Origin of the sequence: Bacillus sp. FSL W8-0640 (genome assembly GCF_038007725.1) — a bacterium.
GTDB lineage: Bacteria > Bacillota > Bacilli > Bacillales > Bacillaceae_G > Bacillus_A > Bacillus_A cereus.
This window is the reverse complement of record NZ_JBBOXT010000001.1, coordinates 3,618,267-3,637,216: the sequence shown is the minus strand read 5'-3', so window position 1 is coordinate 3,637,216 and position 18,950 is coordinate 3,618,267. Positions and strand designations below refer to the sequence as shown.

The window sequence follows — 18,950 nt, the reverse complement described above, 5'->3', positions numbered from 1 at the left end:
GTCATCGCTTCGATGACTTTTTTTCGATGAACAAATGTTTTTGATATGATGGAGGAATAGCTGTGAATTTACCAAATAAAATTACAATATCTAGAATCTTCTTAATTCCAATTTTTATGGTAATTATGTTAGCGCCCTTTGATTGGGGTTCATACAAAATTGGTGATGTTGATTTGCCAATTCAACATTTAGTGGGGGCACTTATCTTTATCATTGCTTCAGCTACAGATTGGATTGATGGACATTACGCAAGAAAGTATAATCTTGTAACGAATTTAGGGAAGTTTCTTGACCCGTTAGCTGATAAATTGCTTGTTTCGGCAGCACTTATTACATTGGTAGAGATGCAATATGTACCGGCTTGGATTGTTATTGTAATTATCAGTCGTGAGTTTGCGGTAACAGGTTTACGTCTTGTACTTGCTGGAACAGGGGAAGTAGTTGCAGCAAACCAGCTAGGAAAAATTAAGACGTGGACACAAATTATTGCAATTGCAGCATATTTATTACACGATGTACCTTTAAATTTAATCCATATTCCAGTTGCAGATATCTTCATATGGATTGCATTAATCTTTACTGTTATTTCAGGATGGGATTATTTCTGGAAAAATAGAGCTGCTTTTGTAAACTCAAAATAGAAGTTTATGGGGGAATTGGGATGAATGCTGAGATTATTGCGGTTGGAACTGAATTATTACTTGGACAAATTGCAAATACAAATGCCCAGTTTTTATCTGAAAAGTTAGCTTCAATCGGAATTAACGTGTACTATCATACTGTTGTTGGTGATAATAATAAGCGATTGCAAAAGGCGATTGAAGCTGCGGAAGAACGTGCTGATATACTTATTTTTACAGGTGGATTAGGACCAACAAAAGATGATTTAACGAAAGAAACGATAGCTGCTAGTTTAGATGAAGAGCTTGTGTATGATGAAAAGGCATTAGCCTTAATAAGTAATTACTTTAAGCGTACAGGCCGTGAATTTACGGAGAATAATAAAAAGCAAGCGCTCGTTTTAAATGGAGCAACAGTATTTGCAAATGACCACGGTATGGCGCCTGGTATGGGGGTAAATAAGAACGGAAAAGTTTATATTTTATTACCAGGGCCGCCAAAAGAAATGAAACCAATGTATGTAAGTTACGTAGAGCCTTTTTTACGTAATTTTACAACAGGAGAAAACATTTATTCTCGTGTGCTTCGTTTCTTCGGTATTGGGGAGTCCCAATTAGAGGTGAAAGTGCAAGATTTAATTGATGGACAAACAAACCCAACAATCGCCCCGTTAGCAAATGATGGAGAAGTGACATTACGTTTAACCGCTAAGCATCAAAATGTTAGCGAAGCGGAGAAACTAATTCAACATGTGGAAGATTTGATTTTAGAAAGAGTAGGAGAATTTTTCTACGGATATGACCAAGAATTTTTGCATTATAAGGCAATCGAGTTATTGAAGAGAAAAGGGTTAACTTTAGCGTGTGCAGAAAGTTTAACAGGTGGTCTTTTTGGAAATCAAGTAACTGAAAACGCTGGTGTTTCTTCTGTGTTTAAAGGCGGTGTCATTTGTTATCATAATGATGTGAAGCAACATGTTTTACGTGTGCCTGAAGAAGTGTTGCATACTGATGGTGCAGTTAGTAAAGAATGTGCTCGTTATCTTGCTGAAAATGTTAAGGATGTATTAAAAGCGGATATCGGAATTAGTTTCACTGGGGTAGCAGGGCCAGATGCTTCAGAACAGAAAGAACCAGGAACAGTATTTGTTGGGCTTTCGATTAAGGATGAACCAACTGTAGTCTTTCCTCTTAATTTAAGCGGAAGTCGTCAACAAATTAGAGAACGAACAGCAAAATATGGATTTTATCATTTATATAAAAAGCTAGAAGAGATATAAGTTTCTTCTAGTTTTTTTTACGGTTAAATTTAGATATTATTTGATAGAAAATAAAAAAATCGAATAAATGTTCGATTTTTGTTGGCAAATTGAATTGAAAATAGGTATAATAAGATTAGCAATTCAGTTAAGGAGGAATTTTGAATGAGTGATCGTCAAGCAGCGTTAGATATGGCGTTAAAACAAATAGAGAAGCAATTCGGTAAAGGTTCAATTATGAAATTAGGAGAACAAGCGGAGCGTAGAGTTTCTACGGTTTCTAGTGGTTCTTTAGCACTTGATGTGGCACTAGGAGTAGGCGGATATCCACGTGGCCGTATTATCGAAATTTACGGACCTGAAAGTTCAGGTAAAACGACAGTTTCATTACATGCAATTGCAGAAGTACAACGTCAAGGTGGACAAGCAGCATTCATTGATGCGGAGCACGCAATGGATCCTGTATATGCACAAAAATTAGGCGTTAACATAGATGAATTACTATTATCACAGCCTGATACAGGGGAGCAAGGATTGGAAATCGCGGAAGCACTTGTACGAAGTGGTGCGGTTGACATTATCGTAATTGACTCTGTAGCAGCTCTTGTACCGAAAGCAGAGATTGAAGGCGATATGGGTGACTCACACGTAGGTTTACAAGCACGTTTAATGTCACAAGCACTTCGTAAGCTTTCAGGAGCAATCAACAAATCAAAAACAATTGCAATCTTTATTAACCAAATTCGTGAAAAAGTTGGGGTTATGTTCGGAAACCCAGAAACAACTCCAGGTGGTCGTGCGTTGAAATTCTATTCAACTGTCCGTCTTGAAGTGCGTCGTGCGGAGCAATTAAAGCAAGGTAACGACATCGTTGGTAATAAAACAAAAGTAAAAGTAGTGAAAAATAAAGTAGCACCACCATTCCGTGTTGCGGAAGTTGATATTATGTACGGAGAAGGTATTTCAAGAGAAGGTGAAATCTTGGATATGGCTTCTGAGCTTGATATTGTTCAAAAGAGCGGTGCTTGGTATTCTTATAATGAAGAACGCCTAGGACAAGGTCGTGAAAATTCGAAGCAGTTCTTAAAAGAAAATACAGATTTAAGAGAAGAAATTGCCTTCTTTATTCGTGAGCATCACGGAATTAGTGAAGATTCTGGTGCTGAGGGCGCAGAAGATTCAACTCTTCTTGATTAAAAAAATAAAAGACACGGCCTCGTGTCTTTTATTTTTTTATCTACTATTAAGGAGCATAATACTATAGATAAAAATATTTTTTTACTTCAAATGGGTTGTGTAAAGAGGGATATTTAAATATTTTAAGGAAAAAAATGGGGATTACTAAGGTTTTCCAGTATAGTAGGCTCCTTACTTTTTAAATTTAGGTCACATTCAAGGCTGAAGGTAAAGAAAGTAAAAGTAGACAACGCTTGACAATGAAAATTACGATAGATACAATGAGAATGTATATTTTTTCTTATATACAATATACTCTTCTCAAGAAGAGAAGTAATATTCGGAGTAAGGTTTAAATCTTACCGAAATAATAATATGACATTTTAATTGTGAAATGAAGAAAGTCCCTTAAAAAAGCGGGACGACGGTCTTTGCTGTATGTTGTAATTCAATGTACATGCCGACAGTCTTTTTTCATTCATAGCAAGGGGAGGTGAAATCATGACGAGTACAGTTTGGATACTCATCTCCATTTTGCTTGCAACAGTCGGTGCAGTTGTTGGCTTTTTTGTTCGAAAGTCTATTGCTGAAGCGAAGATTAATGGTGCAGCTAATGAAGCGAGACGTATTTTAGACGAAGCGAATCGTGATGCTGAAGCACTTAAGAAAGAAGCGCTTTTAGAAGCAAAGGATGAAATTCATACACTTCGTACAGAAGCTGAATTAGAAATTCGTGACCGTAGAAGCGAATTACAAAAACAAGAAAATCGTTTAATGCAAAAAGAAGAGAACCTTGATCGTAAAGACGAAACGCTCGATAAACGCGAGCAACAGTTAGAGAAGAAAGAGGAATCTCTTGTAGCGAGACAACAACAGATTGAAGAGTTGGAAAGCAAAGTGGGAGAGTTAGTTCAAAAGCAACAAACAGAATTAGAGCGCATTTCCAATCTGACACGCGAACAAGCGAAAGCAATTATTCTTGGTAAAGTAGAAAGTGAAGTTTCTCATGAAATCGCTGTTATGGTAAAAGAAAGTGAAGTTCGCGCGAAAGAAGAAGCGGATAAGAAAGCAAAAGAGATTTTATCTCTTGCAATGCAAAGATGTGCAGCTGATCATGTTGCTGAAACAACCGTTTCGGTTGTAAATCTTCCAAATGACGAAATGAAGGGACGTATTATCGGGCGTGAAGGTCGTAATATTCGTACGTTAGAAACGTTAACGGGTATTGACTTAATTATCGATGATACACCAGAGGCGGTAATCCTTTCTGGATTCGACCCAATTCGTCGTGAAACAGCTCGTATCGCTCTTGATAAACTAGTACAGGACGGACGTATTCACCCAGCGCGTATTGAAGAGATGGTCGAAAAATCAAGACGTGAAGTGGACGAGTATATTCGCGAAGTCGGAGAGCAAACAACGTTTGAAGTAGGTGTTCACGGATTACATCCAGATTTAATTAAAATTTTAGGTCGTTTAAAATACCGTACAAGTTATGGTCAAAACGTCTTAAAACACTCTATGGAAGTTGCATATTTAACTGGACTTATGGCGGCAGAGCTTGGCGAGGATGAAAAACTAGCAAGACGTGCAGGTCTATTACATGATATCGGAAAAGCGATTGACCATGAAGTAGAAGGAAGCCACGTTGAAATTGGTGTTGAACTTGCAACGAAATATAAAGAGCATCCTGTAGTTATAAACAGTATCGCATCTCACCATGGTGACACAGAACCAACTTCTATCATTGCAGTTTTAGTTGCAGCAGCAGATGCTTTATCAGCTGCAAGACCGGGAGCTCGTAGTGAAACACTTGAAAACTATATTCGTCGTCTTGAAAAGTTAGAAGAGATTTCAGAGTCTTATGAAGGCGTTGAAAAATCATTTGCAATTCAAGCAGGACGTGAAGTTCGTATTTTGGTAAAACCAGATACAATCGATGACTTAGAAGCTCATCGTTTAGCTCGTGATATCCGAAAACGTATTGAAAATGAACTGGATTACCCAGGACATATTAAAGTAACTGTTATTCGTGAAACACGTGCAGTGGAATACGCAAAATAAAGTGGTGAAACACCACTTTATTTTTTTGTGTTGGAATTGGATAAAATAAAGACAGTTAGTTATATAGCATAAAAGTGAAGCAAACTTATAATAAAGATATTATAAGGAATTTACTTGATGCTATAGCAATAAAAAATGCAGTACATAGAAAGGGTAAGACATATGAGAATATTATTTGTTGGGGATGTAGTAGGATCTCCTGGTAGAGGTATGATTCAACAATACGTACCGGCATTAAAGAAAAAATATACACCTACAGTAACAATCATTAATGGAGAAAATGCAGCAGGTGGCCGTGGGATTACAGAAAAAATATATCGAAACTTTTTAGAGTGTGGGGCGCAGGCAGTTACACTTGGAAACCACGCTTGGGATAATCGTGAAGTATTTGAATTCATCGATGATGCAAAATATCTTGCAAGACCAGCTAACTTCCCAGAAGGAACTCCAGGAAAAGGACTTATCTTTGTGAACTGTAATGGAACAGAAGTTGCAGTTATTAATTTACAAGGACGTACTTTCCTTCCTCCAATTGATTGTCCATTCCGTAAAGTGGATGAATTAATTAATATTGCGAAAAAACGTACGAATATTATATTTGTTGATTTCCATGCGGAGACTACAAGTGAAAAACAAGCGCTAGGTTGGTATGTAGATGGACGTGCTACAGCAGTAGTAGGTACGCATACGCATGTCCCTACAGCGGATAACCGTATTTTACCAAGCGGAACGGCATACATTACAGATGTTGGGATGACAGGGCCGTATGACGGAATATTAGGTATGGACAGAGAAGCAGTATTGAAGAAGTTTTTAACAAACTTACCAGTACGATTTGAAGTAACAAATGGTAGAACGCAATTAAGTGCAGTGTTAATTGATGTGGATCCAAATACAGGAAAAGCAAAGAAAATTGAACGTATTTTAATTAATGATGATCAACCATTTTTTGAGTAAATTTTAGATAAGTTATTATATTTTAATTTTTTAGAAAAATTACGAAAATTTAGCAGGAATACGCGCCATTCCTCGTGAATATAAGTTAAAGTGAAATAATTGCTAATACTTTTTAAAGAAACGAGGAGGAAACGCGGAATGGAAATATTAAAAGTTAAAGCAACGTCGGTCCCTAATTCTGTAGCTGGTGCACTTGCAGGTGTTATTCGCGAACGCGGAACAGCAGAAATTCAAGCTATTGGTGCAGGTGCATTGAACCAAGCTGTAAAGGCAGTAGCAATCGCAAGAGGATTTGTAGCGCCTAGTGGTTTGGACCTGATTTGTATCCCAGCGTTTACAGATATTATGATTGATGGCGAAGAGCGTACAGCAATAAAATTAATTGTAGAACCTCGTTAAGTTTAAACAACCTGTTTGCAGTATGCAAACAGGTTGTTTTTATAATGGAGGAATGAAAATGAAAATTTTTGATGCTCATTGTGACGTGCTTCTTCAGTTATGGAGTGCACAAGGGAAAAGGAATTTTAAAGATGATTCACAATTACATATTACATTTGAACAGTTAAAGAGAAGAAAAGGAAGTATACAATGTTTTGCTATATATGTACCAGAAACAGTGGCATATGAAAACCGATTTGAAGTAGCATTACAAATGGTAGATATTTTTTATAATGAAATTTTATCCCTACAAGGTGTGAAGTTTATTCAGACAAAAGATGATATTAACATATTAAAACAGGACGAGATTGGAGCGATATTAACAATAGAAGGATGCGAAGCAATTGGAAAAGATGCAATGAAATTACGGTTGTTGTATCGCCTAGGAGTACGTTCTTTTGGACTAACATGGAATTATGCCAATCTCTTAGCTGATGGTGCGCTAGAGACACGTGGGGCGGGTTTAACGACTTTTGGTAAACATGTTGTACAAGAACTGAATACGTTACATGTATGGACTGATGTGTCTCATTTGAATGAAAGAAGTTTTTGGGATGTTATAGAGATTGCAAAAAATCCTATTGCTTCCCACTCAAATTGTATGAAACTTTGCGAGCACCCACGTAATTTAAACGATGAACAACTTAAAGCTCTTATAAAGCGAAATGGCATGATTGGTGTCACTTTTGTACCGCAGTTTCTAACAAATGAAAAACAAGCGAATGTAGCAAATATAGTAAGACATATCGAATATATTTGTTCATTAGGTGGAGAGCGCAATATAGGATTTGGTTCCGATTTTGATGGGATTTTAGAAACAGTTGTAAATGTATCAGCGTATCGAGATTATGAAAATGTAATGAATGAGCTTTGTAAACACTATGCTACATCTACTGTAGAACGATTTTTATATGATAATTTTGTAGAACATATGAGTTTTTAAATTCTGATTTAAAATTCAGAAAAATTAAAATTAATTCATTTGATTTTATTGCTTTTTTTAAGACCTAATACTAGAATGAAAAACAAAATAGCTTTATACTAAAGATTCAGGGAAATCAGAAGAGGCATAATTTGCGTCCGTTGTAGTTTATTTGCATAAAAAATGCTAAACTATTACTGTAAAAAAATACACTACAATGAATGCAGCCAAAAGGGGTGTAGGAGATGATTAGTCAACTTTCATGGAAAGTTGGAGGCCAACAAGGTGAAGGAATTGAAAGTACAGGAGAAATCTTCTGTATTGCATTAAACCGATTAGGATATTACCTATACGGTTACCGCCACTTCTCATCACGTATAAAAGGCGGCCATACAAATAATAAAATTCGTGTAAGTACAACAGAAGTACGAGCGATCTCAGATGATTTAGATATTTTAATTGCTTTTGACCAAGAAACAATTGATTTTAATTTCCACGAACTACGTCCAGGTGGAATTGTAGTTGCGGATGCGAAATTTAATCCAACAATACCTGACAATACAGATGTAAATCTATATGTGATACCGTTTACAGATATTGCTTCAGAATTAGGCACATCATTAATGAAAAACATGGTTGCTGTAGGAGCATCAAGTGCAGTATTAGGATTAGATGAAACAGCTTATTTAGATGTTGTTGAAGAAATCTTTGGTCGTAAAGGAGAGCAAGTCGTTCAAAAGAATATGGACGCAATTAAACGCGGCTCTCAATATATGAAAGAATTACTAGGTGAGAAAGTAAATATGATGCAGCTTGAAAAAGCTGATGGTAAAAAACGCATGTTTATGATTGGAAACGATGCAATCGCATTTGGTGCGGTAGCTGGTGGTGCTCGTTTTATGTCAGCATACCCAATCACACCTGCATCAGAAATTATGGAATACTTAATTAAAAAATTACCGAAAGTCGGCGGAACAGTAATCCAAACTGAGGATGAAATCGCAGCTTGTACAATGGCAATCGGTGCAAACTATGCTGGTGTTCGTACATTAACGGCATCTGCTGGTCCTGGTCTTTCATTAATGATGGAAGCAATCGGTTTAGCAGGTATTACAGAAACCCCATTAGTAATTGTTGATACACAACGTGGCGGCCCAAGTACAGGATTACCAACGAAACAAGAACAGTCTGACTTAATGGCGATGATTTACGGTACGCATGGTGAAATTCCAAAAATCGTAATGGCGCCAAGTACAGTTGAAGAAGCTTTCTATGACATTGTAGAAGCATTTAACTTATCTGAAGAATATCAAGTTCCTGTTATTTTCTTAACAGATTTACAGCTTTCGTTAGGAAAACAAACAGTAGAACCACTTAAATTAGATAAAGTGGAAATTCGTCGTGGTAAGCTTGATTTAGAAGCAGAATTACCAGAACGTGAAAATAAAGCATACTTCAAGCGTTATGAAGTAACAGAAGACGGCGTTTCACCACGTGTTTTACCTGGTATGAAAAATGGTGTTCACCATGTTACAGGTGTAGAACATGATGAAACTGGAAAACCATCGGAATCAGCAATAAACCGTAAAGATCAAATGGACAAACGTTTCCGTAAAATGGAGAACTTGAAGTTTAATACCCCTGTTTATAAAAATGTTAAGCATGAAGAAGCAGACGTATTGCTTGTTGGATTTAACTCAACTCGTGGTGCGATCGAAGAGGCAATGACGCGTTTAGAACAAGAGGGTATGAAAGTAAACCATGCTCATGTGCGTTTAATTCACCCGTTCCCAACAGCTGAAATCGATCCACTTGTGAAAAAGGCGAAGCGTGTTGTAGTAGTAGAAAACAATGCAACAGGTCAGCTTGCTAACATTATGAAAATGAATCTTGGTAATGGTGAGAAAATTTCTAGTCTTTTAAAATATGATGGAAACCCATTCTTGCCGAAAGAGATTTACAACGAATGCAAAAAAGGGGTTGTATTAAATGGCAACATTTAAGGACTTTCGTAACAGTGTAAAGCCAAACTGGTGCCCAGGTTGCGGAGACTTCTCAGTGCAAGCTGCAATTCAACGTGCGGCAGCTAACGTTGGCCTAAATCCAGATGAACTTGCTGTTATTTCTGGTATCGGCTGTTCAGGCCGTATTTCAGGTTATATTAATTCATATGGTGTGCATAGTATTCATGGTCGTGCCCTTCCGATTGCACAAGGTGTGAAAATGGCAAATCGTGATTTAACAGTTATCGCTTCAGGTGGTGACGGTGATGGATTTGCGATTGGTATGGGACATACAATCCATTCTATTCGTCGTAATATCGACATTACGTACATCGTAATGGATAACCAAATTTATGGATTAACAAAAGGGCAAACTTCACCACGTAGTGAAGCTGGATTTAAAACGAAAAGCACACCACAAGGTTCAATTGAACCATCACTAAATGTAATGGAAATGGCCTTAACAGCTGGTGCGACATTTGTGGCGCAAAGCTTTTCGAGTGATTTAAAAGAATTAACACAAATTATTGAAGCTGGTATTAACCATAAAGGATTTTCATTAATTAACGTATTTAGCCCATGTGTTACTTACAATAAAGTAAATACTTACGATTGGTTTAAAGAGAACTTAACGAAACTAAGCACAGTAGAGGGATATGATCCATCTAATCGCATGATGGCTATGCAAACTTTAATGGAAAATAACGGTTTAGTAACAGGGTTAATTTATCAAAATACTAAGCAACCATCATATCAAGAACTTGTTAAAGGCTATAGTGAAGAGCCTTTAGTGAAATCTGATTTAAATATGGATCAGAAAATGTTTGATGAGCTTGTTGCTGAATTTATGTAATGTAAGAAAAAAAGGTTGCCGATTTGGCAACCTTTTTTTATGTACAAAAATATAGGGTAGTCTTATTTACTTAGAAAATTCAGAATGATAAAATAATATATAAATCGTTGTATGAAAATGGCAAGTTCATTGCTTATGAAATGTAAGGTAATAAAAGGCCTTTGTATTGTTAAAATTGGCGAAACACGTCATACTATGGTAATGTTTATAGGGATAAAGCAATATGCTTTTGGGTAGGACAACAAGAAATGATAAAAAGGGAATGTCTATTTGCGTGGGGAAGACTTCATTCTTATGAATGATTAGATTGATTACTCAAGTTTCAAAGGACAAGTTATCTCTCCAGCTATCTAACCATTTTTGAGGTGAGTCTAAGCGCATTAAAATGGACTATAGAGTGTGTATAGTTAAGGGTGAAAGGAGATTACCGATGAACGAGCAACAACGATTAGCAAGTCAACAAGCAAATTCCTCTACGAAAAAAGAAGAGAAAGATTATAGTAAATACTTTGAAAGTGTATATCAACCACCTTCCTTAAAGGATGCGAAAAAGCGTGGGAAAGAAGAAGTTAAAATTGAACGGGATTTTGGCTTACCTGAAGAGTTTCGCAATTTTGGTACAGGAAGAAAGTTCTATATTCGTACATATGGTTGTCAAATGAATGAGCATGATACGGAAGTAATGGCAGGTATTTTCACAGCACTTGGATATGAACCAACTTTTTCAACTGAGGATGCAGATGTAGTTTTATTAAACACTTGTGCAATTCGTGAAAATGCTGAAAATAAGGTGTTTGGTGAGCTAGGCCATTTAAAGTCACTCAAACGAAGAAATCCAGACCTTTTAATTGGTGTATGTGGTTGTATGTCTCAAGAGGAATCTGTTGTAAATAAAATTATGCAAAAAAATCAGCATGTAGATATGGTATTTGGAACGCATAATATTCATAGACTACCGTATATTCTAAAAGATGCGATGTTCTCGAAAGAGACGGTAGTTGAAGTTTGGTCAAAAGAAGGTGACGTAATTGAAAACCTTCCGAAAGTACGTCGTGGTGATATTAAAGCGTGGGTAAATATTATGTATGGCTGTGATAAATTCTGTACGTATTGTATTGTACCGTATACACGCGGAAAAGAGCGAAGTAGACGTCCAGAAGATATTATCCAAGAGATTCGTCATTTAGCTGCAAATGGTTATAAAGAAATTACTTTACTTGGACAAAACGTAAATGCATATGGTAAAGACTTTGAAGATATAGAATACGGTCTTGGCGATTTAATGGACGAACTTCGTAAAGTTGATATTGCCCGTATTCGTTTTACAACGAGCCATCCACGTGATTTCGATGATCACTTAATTGAAGTGCTTGGAAAAGGTGGCAACCTAGTAGAACATATCCATTTACCAGTTCAATCTGGAAGTACAGATATGCTGAAAATTATGGCACGTAAATATTCGCGTGAGCATTATTTAGAACTTGTAAGAAAAATTAAAGAAGCAATTCCAGATGTAGTATTAACAACAGATATTATCGTTGGTTTTCCAAATGAAACAGATGAGCAATTTGAAGAAACGATGTCGTTATATCGTGAAGTAGGGTTTGATACTGCCTTTACATTCATTTATTCTCCTCGCGAAGGTACACCAGCTGCAAAAATGAAAGATAATGTACCGATGGAAGTAAAGAAAGAACGTCTTCAGCGCTTAAATACACTAGTAAATACGTTGGCAATTGAAAAGAATAGTCGTTACAAAGGTCAAATTGTAGAAGTGTTAGTTGATGGGGAAAGTAAAAATAATCCGGAAGTACTTGCAGGTTATACTCGTACGAATAAACTTGTAAACTTCGTCGCTTCAAAATCTTTAATTGGTCAGCTTGTGAAAGTGAAAATAACGGAAGCAAAAACTTGGTCTCTTAACGGGGAATTAGTTGAAGAGCCGATTGAGGTGAAATAATAGATGAAAGTATATTCGAAAGATGACATTGTTGAACAAGCGAAAGAATTAGCAAAAATGATTTCTGAAACAGAAGAAGTTGATTTTTTTAAGAAAGCAGAGGCGCAAATTCATAAAAATGAAAATGTAAAGCGCGCAATCGATGAAATTAAAGCACTGCAAAAACAAGCAGTAAACTTGCAACATTACGGGAAATGGGAAGCTTTAAAAAAGGTAGAAGCTGAAATTGATGCATTGCAAGATAAGTTAGACAGTATTCCAGTCGTACAACAATTTAAATCTTCACAAACATACGTAAATGACTTATTACAGTTAGTTGCTAGTACAATTTCTAACAACGTAACAGATGAAATATTAATTTCAACTGGTGGCGATGTACTAAAGGGTGAAACTGGCGCAGCGGTAGAAAGTAAAAAAGGAAATTGTGGTTGTTAAAGAGATGTCATATTGACATCTCTTTTTTTTTGTGGATTAAACGTAAGTTCTTCTCAAAAAAAGAATGACACATTCCGCTATTGTCACGCATATGATTAAGTGAATAGTGATTGAGGAGGGTTACGAATGTCCGAATTTAGAGAGATTATTACAAAAGCAGTGGTTGGAAAAGGACGTAAGTATACAAAGTCAACGCATACATGTGAATCGAATAATGAGCCAACAAGTATTTTAGGGTGCTGGGTAATTAACCACTCGTACGAAGCAAGAAAGAATGGAAAACATGTGGAAATTGAAGGTTTCTATGATGTGAACACTTGGTATTCATTTGATGGAAATACAAAGACTGAAGTTGTAACAGAACGTGTGAACTACACGGACGAAGTAAGTATTGGTTATCGTGATAAAAACTTTTCTGGTGACGATTTAGAAATTATTGCTCGTGTTATTCAGCCGCCAAATTGTTTAGAAGCACTTGTATCACCAAATGGTAATAAAATTGTTGTAACTGTAGAACGTGAATTTGTAACAGAAGTAGTTGGAGAAACGAAAATTTGTGTAAGTGTAAATCCTGAAGGCTGCGTAGAATCAGATGATGATTTCCAAATTGCTGATGATGAATTTGAAGAATTAGATCCGAACTTTATAGTTGATGCAGAAGAAGAGTAATAGAAAGCTAGGGAGAAGTTCTTCCTAGCTTTTTACTTTACATAAGTGGGGCTGAATGAACATGATTCTTTATGAAATATGTTATAATGAAGAAAGACTCCTGAAATAGGAGATAAGAGTGTCCGTGAAATGCGACATATATGAAAATAGATTATCATGTAAGAATTATGGAGGAAAAGTATGACTCAATATACGCCTATGATACAGCAATATTTAAAGGTTAAGGCAGATTATCAAGATGCCTTTTTATTTTTTCGCTTAGGCGATTTTTATGAAATGTTCTTTGAGGATGCTGTAAAAGCAGCTCATGAACTTGAAATTACATTAACGAGCCGAGATGGCGGTAGTAGTGAACGTATACCAATGTGCGGTGTACCGTATCATGCGGCTAAAAACTATATTGAACAACTTGTTGAAAAAGGATATAAAGTAGCTGTTTGTGAGCAAGTAGAAGATCCGAAAACAGCTAAAGGTGTAGTACGTCGTGAAGTAGTACAATTAATTACGCCAGGAACGATGATGGAAGGGCGTACAATTGATGAGAAAGAAAATAACTTCTTAGCCGCATTAACACATTTTGAAGATGGATCATATGCATTAGCTTGTAACGACTTAACGACTGGACAAAATACAGTAACGTTATTGACTGGTTCAGTAGAAGATATTTTATTAGAAGTGTATGCAACTGGTTCGAAAGAAATTGTTGTTGATTCTTCATTTTCTAAAGATGAACTAAACAAGTTAACTGAAACATTGAAAATGACGATTTCGTATGAAGATGCAACGGCAATTCCGGAAGGATTAGAACATCTTGTGAAAAATGTTTCACAAGCAAAATTAATTAAAGCAGTTGGACGTTTATTTAACTATGTAATAAGAACGCAAAAACGTTCTTTAGATCATTTGCAACCAGTAGAAATTTATTATACGAATCAATTTATGAAAATTGATGTACATTCAAAGCGAAATTTAGAACTGACAGAAACACTTCGAACGAAAGAAAAAACAGGATCACTATTATGGTTATTGGACAAGACGAAAACAGCTATGGGTGGTCGTATGTTAAAACAGTGGATGGAACGTCCACTTATACAGAAAGAAAGAATTGAAGAGCGTTTAGAAATGGTTGAAACGTTTGTAAATGATTACTTCTTACGTGAAGATTTAAAGGAAAAGTTAAAAGAAGTATATGATTTAGAACGCTTAGCAGGAAAAGTTGCATTTGGTAACGTAAATGCAAGAGACTTATTACAATTAAGACGTTCATTGCTTCAAGTACCAGCTATTTTAGAAGCAATTAGTTTGTTAGATAACGCTTATGCATCGAGATTAATTCAAGGTGCAGATCCATGTGAAAGCTTAACAGAATTACTAGGAAGAAGTATTCAAGAAAACCCACCGCTTTCGATTAAAGATGGAGATATTATTAAAGATGGTTATAATGACAAGCTTGATCAATATCGTTACGTTAGTAAAAACGGGAAAACGTGGATTGCTGAGCTTGAAAAAAGAGAACGTGATATTACCGGAATTAAATCATTAAAAATCGGATACAACCGTATTTTCGGTTACTACATTGAAGTAACGAAAGCGAATCTTGCAGCACTTCCAGAAGGTCGCTATGAGCGTAAACAGACGCTTGCTAATGCTGAACGTTTCATTACAGATGAACTGAAAGAAAAAGAAACGTTAATCTTAGAAGCTGAAGAAAAAATTGTACAGCTAGAATACGATTTATTTACAGCACTTCGTGAAGAAGTAAAAGTATTTATTCCGAAATTACAACATTTAGCGAAAGTAATTAGTGAATTAGACGTACTGCAAAGTTTTGCAACAGTTAGTGAAGAAGAACAGTTTGTAAAACCTGTACTGACAACGAAGCGCGAAATCTTTATTAAAGATGGTCGTCATCCTGTTGTTGAAAAAGTATTGAACGGGAAATTGTATGTACCGAATGATTGTATTATGCCAGAGAATATGGATGTCTTTTTAATTACAGGGCCGAACATGTCTGGTAAAAGTACGTATATGAGACAATTAGCACTTGTAACGGTTATGTCGCAAATCGGTTGTTTCGTACCAGCAACAGAAGCAGTATTACCTGTATTTGACCAAATCTTTACGAGAATTGGTGCAGCGGATGATTTAATTTCAGGTCAAAGTACATTTATGGTCGAAATGTTAGAAGCGAAAAATGCAATTGCAAACGCATCAGAAAGAAGTTTAATTTTATTCGATGAAATTGGACGCGGTACATCTACGTATGATGGTATGGCACTTGCACAAGCGATTATTGAACATATTCATGACCAAATTGGTGCAAAAACGTTATTCTCTACGCATTATCACGAATTGACGGTGTTAGAAGAGAGTTTAAATCAACTGAAAAATGTACACGTTTCAGCAATTGAAGAGAATGGAAAAGTAGTATTCCTTCATAAAATTCAAGATGGAGCAGCTGATAAAAGTTACGGAATTCACGTTGCGCAACTTGCGGAGCTTCCAGGTAGCCTAATCGCTCGTGCGAAAGAAGTGTTAGCACAGCTAGAAGGACAGGAAGAAATTATTATTCCAAAGCGAGTAGAAGTGAAAGTACAAGAAGCTACTCCAGAACCTGTAGTTGTAAAAGAAGAAATAGCAGAAATACAGGAAACGAAAGTAGAGACTGAAGAAGAATCGCAACTATCTTTCTTTGGAGGAGAACAGTCTTCGAAGAAACAAGAAAAGCCTCTGCTAGATCAAAAAGAAACAGCAGTACTGGCGCAAATTAAAAAAATCGATTTACTTGATATGACACCTTTAGAAGCGATGAACGAATTGTATCGCTTACAGAAAAAGTTAAAGAAAGGATGAGTAAGTAGATGGGGAAAATTCGCAAACTCGATGACCAACTCTCTAACTTAATTGCGGCAGGAGAAGTAGTAGAGCGCCCTGCTTCAGTCGTAAAAGAACTTGTGGAAAATTCTATCGATGCGAATAGTACATCTATTGAAATCCACTTAGAAGAAGCTGGGTTATCGAAAATTCGTATCATTGATAATGGTGATGGTATTGCAGAAGAAGACTGTATCGTCGCTTTTGAACGCCATGCAACGAGTAAAATTAAAGATGAAAACGATCTGTTCCGCATAAGAACACTCGGTTTCCGCGGTGAGGCATTGCCAAGTATTGCCTCAGTTAGTGAATTAGAATTAATTACTAGCACAGGTGATGCGCCTGGTACACACCTTATTATTAAAGGTGGAGACATTATAAAGCAAGAGAAGACTGCGAGCCGAAAAGGAACAGATATTACAGTACAAAACTTATTCTTTAATACACCAGCACGTCTTAAATATATGAAAACCATTCATACAGAGCTCGGAAATATTACAGATATCGTGTATCGTATTGCAATGTCACATCCAGAAGTATCGTTAAAACTATTTCATAATGAAAAGAAATTGCTTCATACGTCAGGTAACGGTGATGTAAGACAAGTACTTGCATCGATTTACAGTATTCAAGTTGCGAAGAAGCTTGTTCCAATTGAAGCTGAATCTTTAGACTTTACAATTAAAGGTTATGTAACATTACCAGAAGTAACGAGAGCATCTCGTAATTATATGTCAACGATTGTAAATGGTCGTTACGTTCGAAACTTTGTATTAATGAAAGCAATTCAGCAAGGATACCATACATTACTGCCAGTTGGCCGGTATCCAATTGGTTTCTTATCGATTGAAATGGATCCAATGCTAGTTGACGTTAACGTACATCCAGCGAAATTAGAAGTTCGTTTTAGTAAAGAACAAGAATTGCTAAAGCTGATCGAAGAAACATTGCAAGCTGCATTTAAAAAAATACAGCTTATTCCAGATGCAGGTGTAACAACGAAGAAAAAAGAAAAAGACGAAAGTGTGCAAGAACAGTTCCAGTTTGAGCATGCGAAGCCGAAAGAACCATCTATGCCGGACATCGTTTTACCGACTGGCATGGATGCAAAACAAGAAGAACCGCAGGCTGTGAAACAGCCTGCGCAGCTTTGGCAACCACCGAAGCAAGAATGGCAACCACCACAGTCGCTCGTGAGAGAAGAACAAAGTTGGCAACCACCCACTAAACCGATAATCGAAGAGCCAATTCAAGAAGAGAAATCGTGGGACAGTAATGAAGAGGACTTTGAACTAGAGGAATTAGAAGAAGAAGTTCGGGAAATAAAAGAGATTGAGATGAACGGGAATGACTTACCACCGCTTTATCCAATTGGACAAATGCATGGAACATATATTTTCGCTCAAAATGATAAAGGATTATATATGATTGACCAGCATGCCGCGCAGGAACGTATTAATTATGAATACTTCCGTGATAAAGTAGGAAGAGTAGCGCAAGAAGTACAAGAGTTACTTGTACCGTACCGTATTGATCTATCTCTTACTGAATTTTTACGTGTCGAAGAGCAGTTAGAAGAACTAAAAAAAGTCGGGCTATTTTTAGAACAATTCGGCCATCAATCCTTTATCGTCCGCTCGCATCCAACATGGTTCCCGAAAGGACAAGAAACAGAAATCATCGATGAAATGATGGAGCAAGTTGTTAAACTAAAAAAAGTTGATATTAAAAAGTTACGTGAAGAAGCAGCCATCATGATGAGCTGTAAAGCATCCATTAAAGCGAATCAATATTTAACGAACGATCAAATATTTGCTTTACTGGAAGAACTACGTACAACAACAAACCCGTACACATGCCCGCACGGAAGACCAATTCTTGTGCATCATTCTACTTATGAGTTGGAGAAGATGTTTAAGAGGGTTATGTAGAGTGAATAGATTACATATGAAAAGGGAGCAACATTTACTGTTGCTCCCTTTTCATATGTAGATTTAATTGTAAACGAGAATATGGTGGAGTAATTTTGTAGTGTATTTCTTGGTTGCGTTAACTTAAATTTATCTATGTATAAAAAAGCGCTGTATACAGCACTTTTTAAAAGGTGCATGAATTGTATCATTACTAACTAAATAACTATGCATGGCCAAATGTTGCTTCTTATTTAGCCAATTGTCATAAGGATCTATACAATTACTTATTTTTATTATTATTAATTTTTTCAGTGTATAGAACTTGCTCTTTATAGTGCTTCTTAATTGGGAAGTTATGTGTACCTGTGCCGTTCTTGAATTTTTTGTCAATGGGGTTCTTTAGAGGAACTGTTGTAGTTTCAGTAAATTCATATGGGTAATTTATTTTAGATTTATCTTCAAACATGAAAATGCCTCCTTTTAGGATCTCCTAAATTCTTTACTATAACATGATATGCATATAGATATTTTTTGGACTAGTTATTTATATAGGTTAATGGAATTTAATTACATAACTACTGAAACATTTTAAAGGAAAACAATTTGAGAAAGAAATGGTATGAATAGATGTTGGCTCCTATTGTTGTTTTTTGTTTGACAGCACAGTGAATTGCGCATATAAATTCATTATAGATTGTTTTTATAATATGGTTTATATGGGGTTTTCCTGATAATATAATGTGGAATATTATAGTGTTATTAGGTTATTAGGAACATTTAATGCTGTTTCATAACTGAAAGGGAATT

15 protein-coding genes are annotated in these 18,950 nt (G+C 36.2%); 14 read left to right on the top strand and 1 reads right to left on the bottom strand.

Features of this window, described 5'->3' with window-relative positions; all coding sequences use genetic code 11:
* Nucleotides 1-62: 62 nt before the first annotated feature.
* The 14 genes from pgsA (at nt 63) to mutL (ending at nt 18,161) form a co-directional block, all read left to right on the top strand.
* Nucleotides 63-641: a CDP-diacylglycerol--glycerol-3-phosphate 3-phosphatidyltransferase gene (gene pgsA, locus N2V80_RS18635; RefSeq protein WP_001052967.1), complete on the top strand. Its 579-nt coding sequence runs from the start codon at nt 63-65 to the stop codon at nt 639-641.
* A 20-nt stretch (nt 642-661) separates the two neighbouring features.
* Nucleotides 662-1,900: a competence/damage-inducible protein CinA gene (gene cinA, locus N2V80_RS18630; protein ID WP_000990688.1), complete on the top strand. Its 1,239-nt coding sequence runs from the start codon at nt 662-664 to the stop codon at nt 1,898-1,900.
* A 144-nt stretch (nt 1,901-2,044) separates the two neighbouring features.
* Nucleotides 2,045-3,076: a recombinase RecA gene (gene recA, locus N2V80_RS18625; protein ID WP_001283860.1), complete on the top strand. Its 1,032-nt coding sequence runs from the start codon at nt 2,045-2,047 to the stop codon at nt 3,074-3,076.
* Between the two features lie 480 nt (nt 3,077-3,556).
* Nucleotides 3,557-5,119 carry a ribonuclease Y gene (gene rny, locus N2V80_RS18620; protein ID WP_000204911.1) on the top strand — a complete coding sequence of 521 codons (1,563 nt, stop codon included), beginning with the start codon at nt 3,557-3,559 and terminating at the stop codon, nt 5,117-5,119.
* 162 nt (nt 5,120-5,281) lie between these two features.
* On the top strand, nt 5,282-6,076 hold the full coding sequence (locus N2V80_RS18615) for a TIGR00282 family metallophosphoesterase (RefSeq protein WP_001221095.1): 795 nt from the start codon (nt 5,282-5,284) through the stop codon (nt 6,074-6,076).
* A gap of 138 nt (nt 6,077-6,214) precedes the next feature.
* Nucleotides 6,215-6,475, top strand: coding sequence for a stage V sporulation protein SpoVS (spoVS, locus tag N2V80_RS18610; protein WP_000404341.1), 261 nt, complete (start codon nt 6,215-6,217; stop codon nt 6,473-6,475).
* A gap of 58 nt (nt 6,476-6,533) precedes the next feature.
* On the top strand, nt 6,534-7,457 hold the full coding sequence (locus tag N2V80_RS18605) for a dipeptidase (protein WP_061654840.1): 924 nt from the start codon (nt 6,534-6,536) through the stop codon (nt 7,455-7,457).
* A gap of 224 nt (nt 7,458-7,681) precedes the next feature.
* Nucleotides 7,682-9,439 (top strand): 2-oxoacid:acceptor oxidoreductase subunit alpha, encoded by a 1,758-nt coding sequence (locus tag N2V80_RS18600; RefSeq protein WP_000625417.1) that lies wholly within the window; start codon nt 7,682-7,684, stop codon nt 9,437-9,439.
* Nucleotides 9,426-10,292, top strand: a complete 867-nt coding sequence (locus tag N2V80_RS18595) for a 2-oxoacid:ferredoxin oxidoreductase subunit beta (protein ID WP_000190155.1) — start codon at nt 9,426-9,428, stop codon at nt 10,290-10,292. Before N2V80_RS18600 ends, N2V80_RS18595 begins: the two co-directional genes overlap by 14 nt.
* Before the next feature lie 430 nt (nt 10,293-10,722).
* Nucleotides 10,723-12,252, top strand: coding sequence for a tRNA (N6-isopentenyl adenosine(37)-C2)-methylthiotransferase MiaB (miaB, locus tag N2V80_RS18590; RefSeq protein ID WP_001005388.1), 1,530 nt, complete (start codon nt 10,723-10,725; stop codon nt 12,250-12,252).
* A gap of 3 nt (nt 12,253-12,255) precedes the next feature.
* Nucleotides 12,256-12,687, top strand: coding sequence for a RicAFT regulatory complex protein RicA family protein (locus N2V80_RS18585; protein WP_000870461.1), 432 nt, complete (start codon nt 12,256-12,258; stop codon nt 12,685-12,687).
* A 126-nt stretch (nt 12,688-12,813) separates the two neighbouring features.
* On the top strand, nt 12,814-13,356 hold the full coding sequence (gene cotE, locus N2V80_RS18580; RefSeq protein WP_001288799.1) for an outer spore coat protein CotE: 543 nt from the start codon (nt 12,814-12,816) through the stop codon (nt 13,354-13,356).
* A 180-nt stretch (nt 13,357-13,536) separates the two neighbouring features.
* On the top strand, nt 13,537-16,209 hold the full coding sequence (mutS, locus tag N2V80_RS18575) for a DNA mismatch repair protein MutS (RefSeq protein WP_061654841.1): 2,673 nt from the start codon (nt 13,537-13,539) through the stop codon (nt 16,207-16,209).
* Nucleotides 16,210-16,217: 8 nt separating this feature from the next.
* Nucleotides 16,218-18,161: a DNA mismatch repair endonuclease MutL gene (gene mutL / locus N2V80_RS18570; protein ID WP_061654842.1), complete on the top strand. Its 1,944-nt coding sequence runs from the start codon at nt 16,218-16,220 to the stop codon at nt 18,159-18,161.
* A 262-nt stretch (nt 18,162-18,423) separates the two neighbouring features.
* Here mutL and N2V80_RS18565 read toward each other — a convergent pair whose 3' ends face one another.
* The gene (locus tag N2V80_RS18565) at nt 18,424-18,609 is read right to left on the bottom strand and encodes a hypothetical protein (RefSeq protein ID WP_000461138.1); all 186 of its coding nucleotides are present in this window, start codon (nt 18,607-18,609) and stop codon (nt 18,424-18,426) included.
* Nucleotides 18,610-18,950 lie beyond the last annotated feature (341 nt).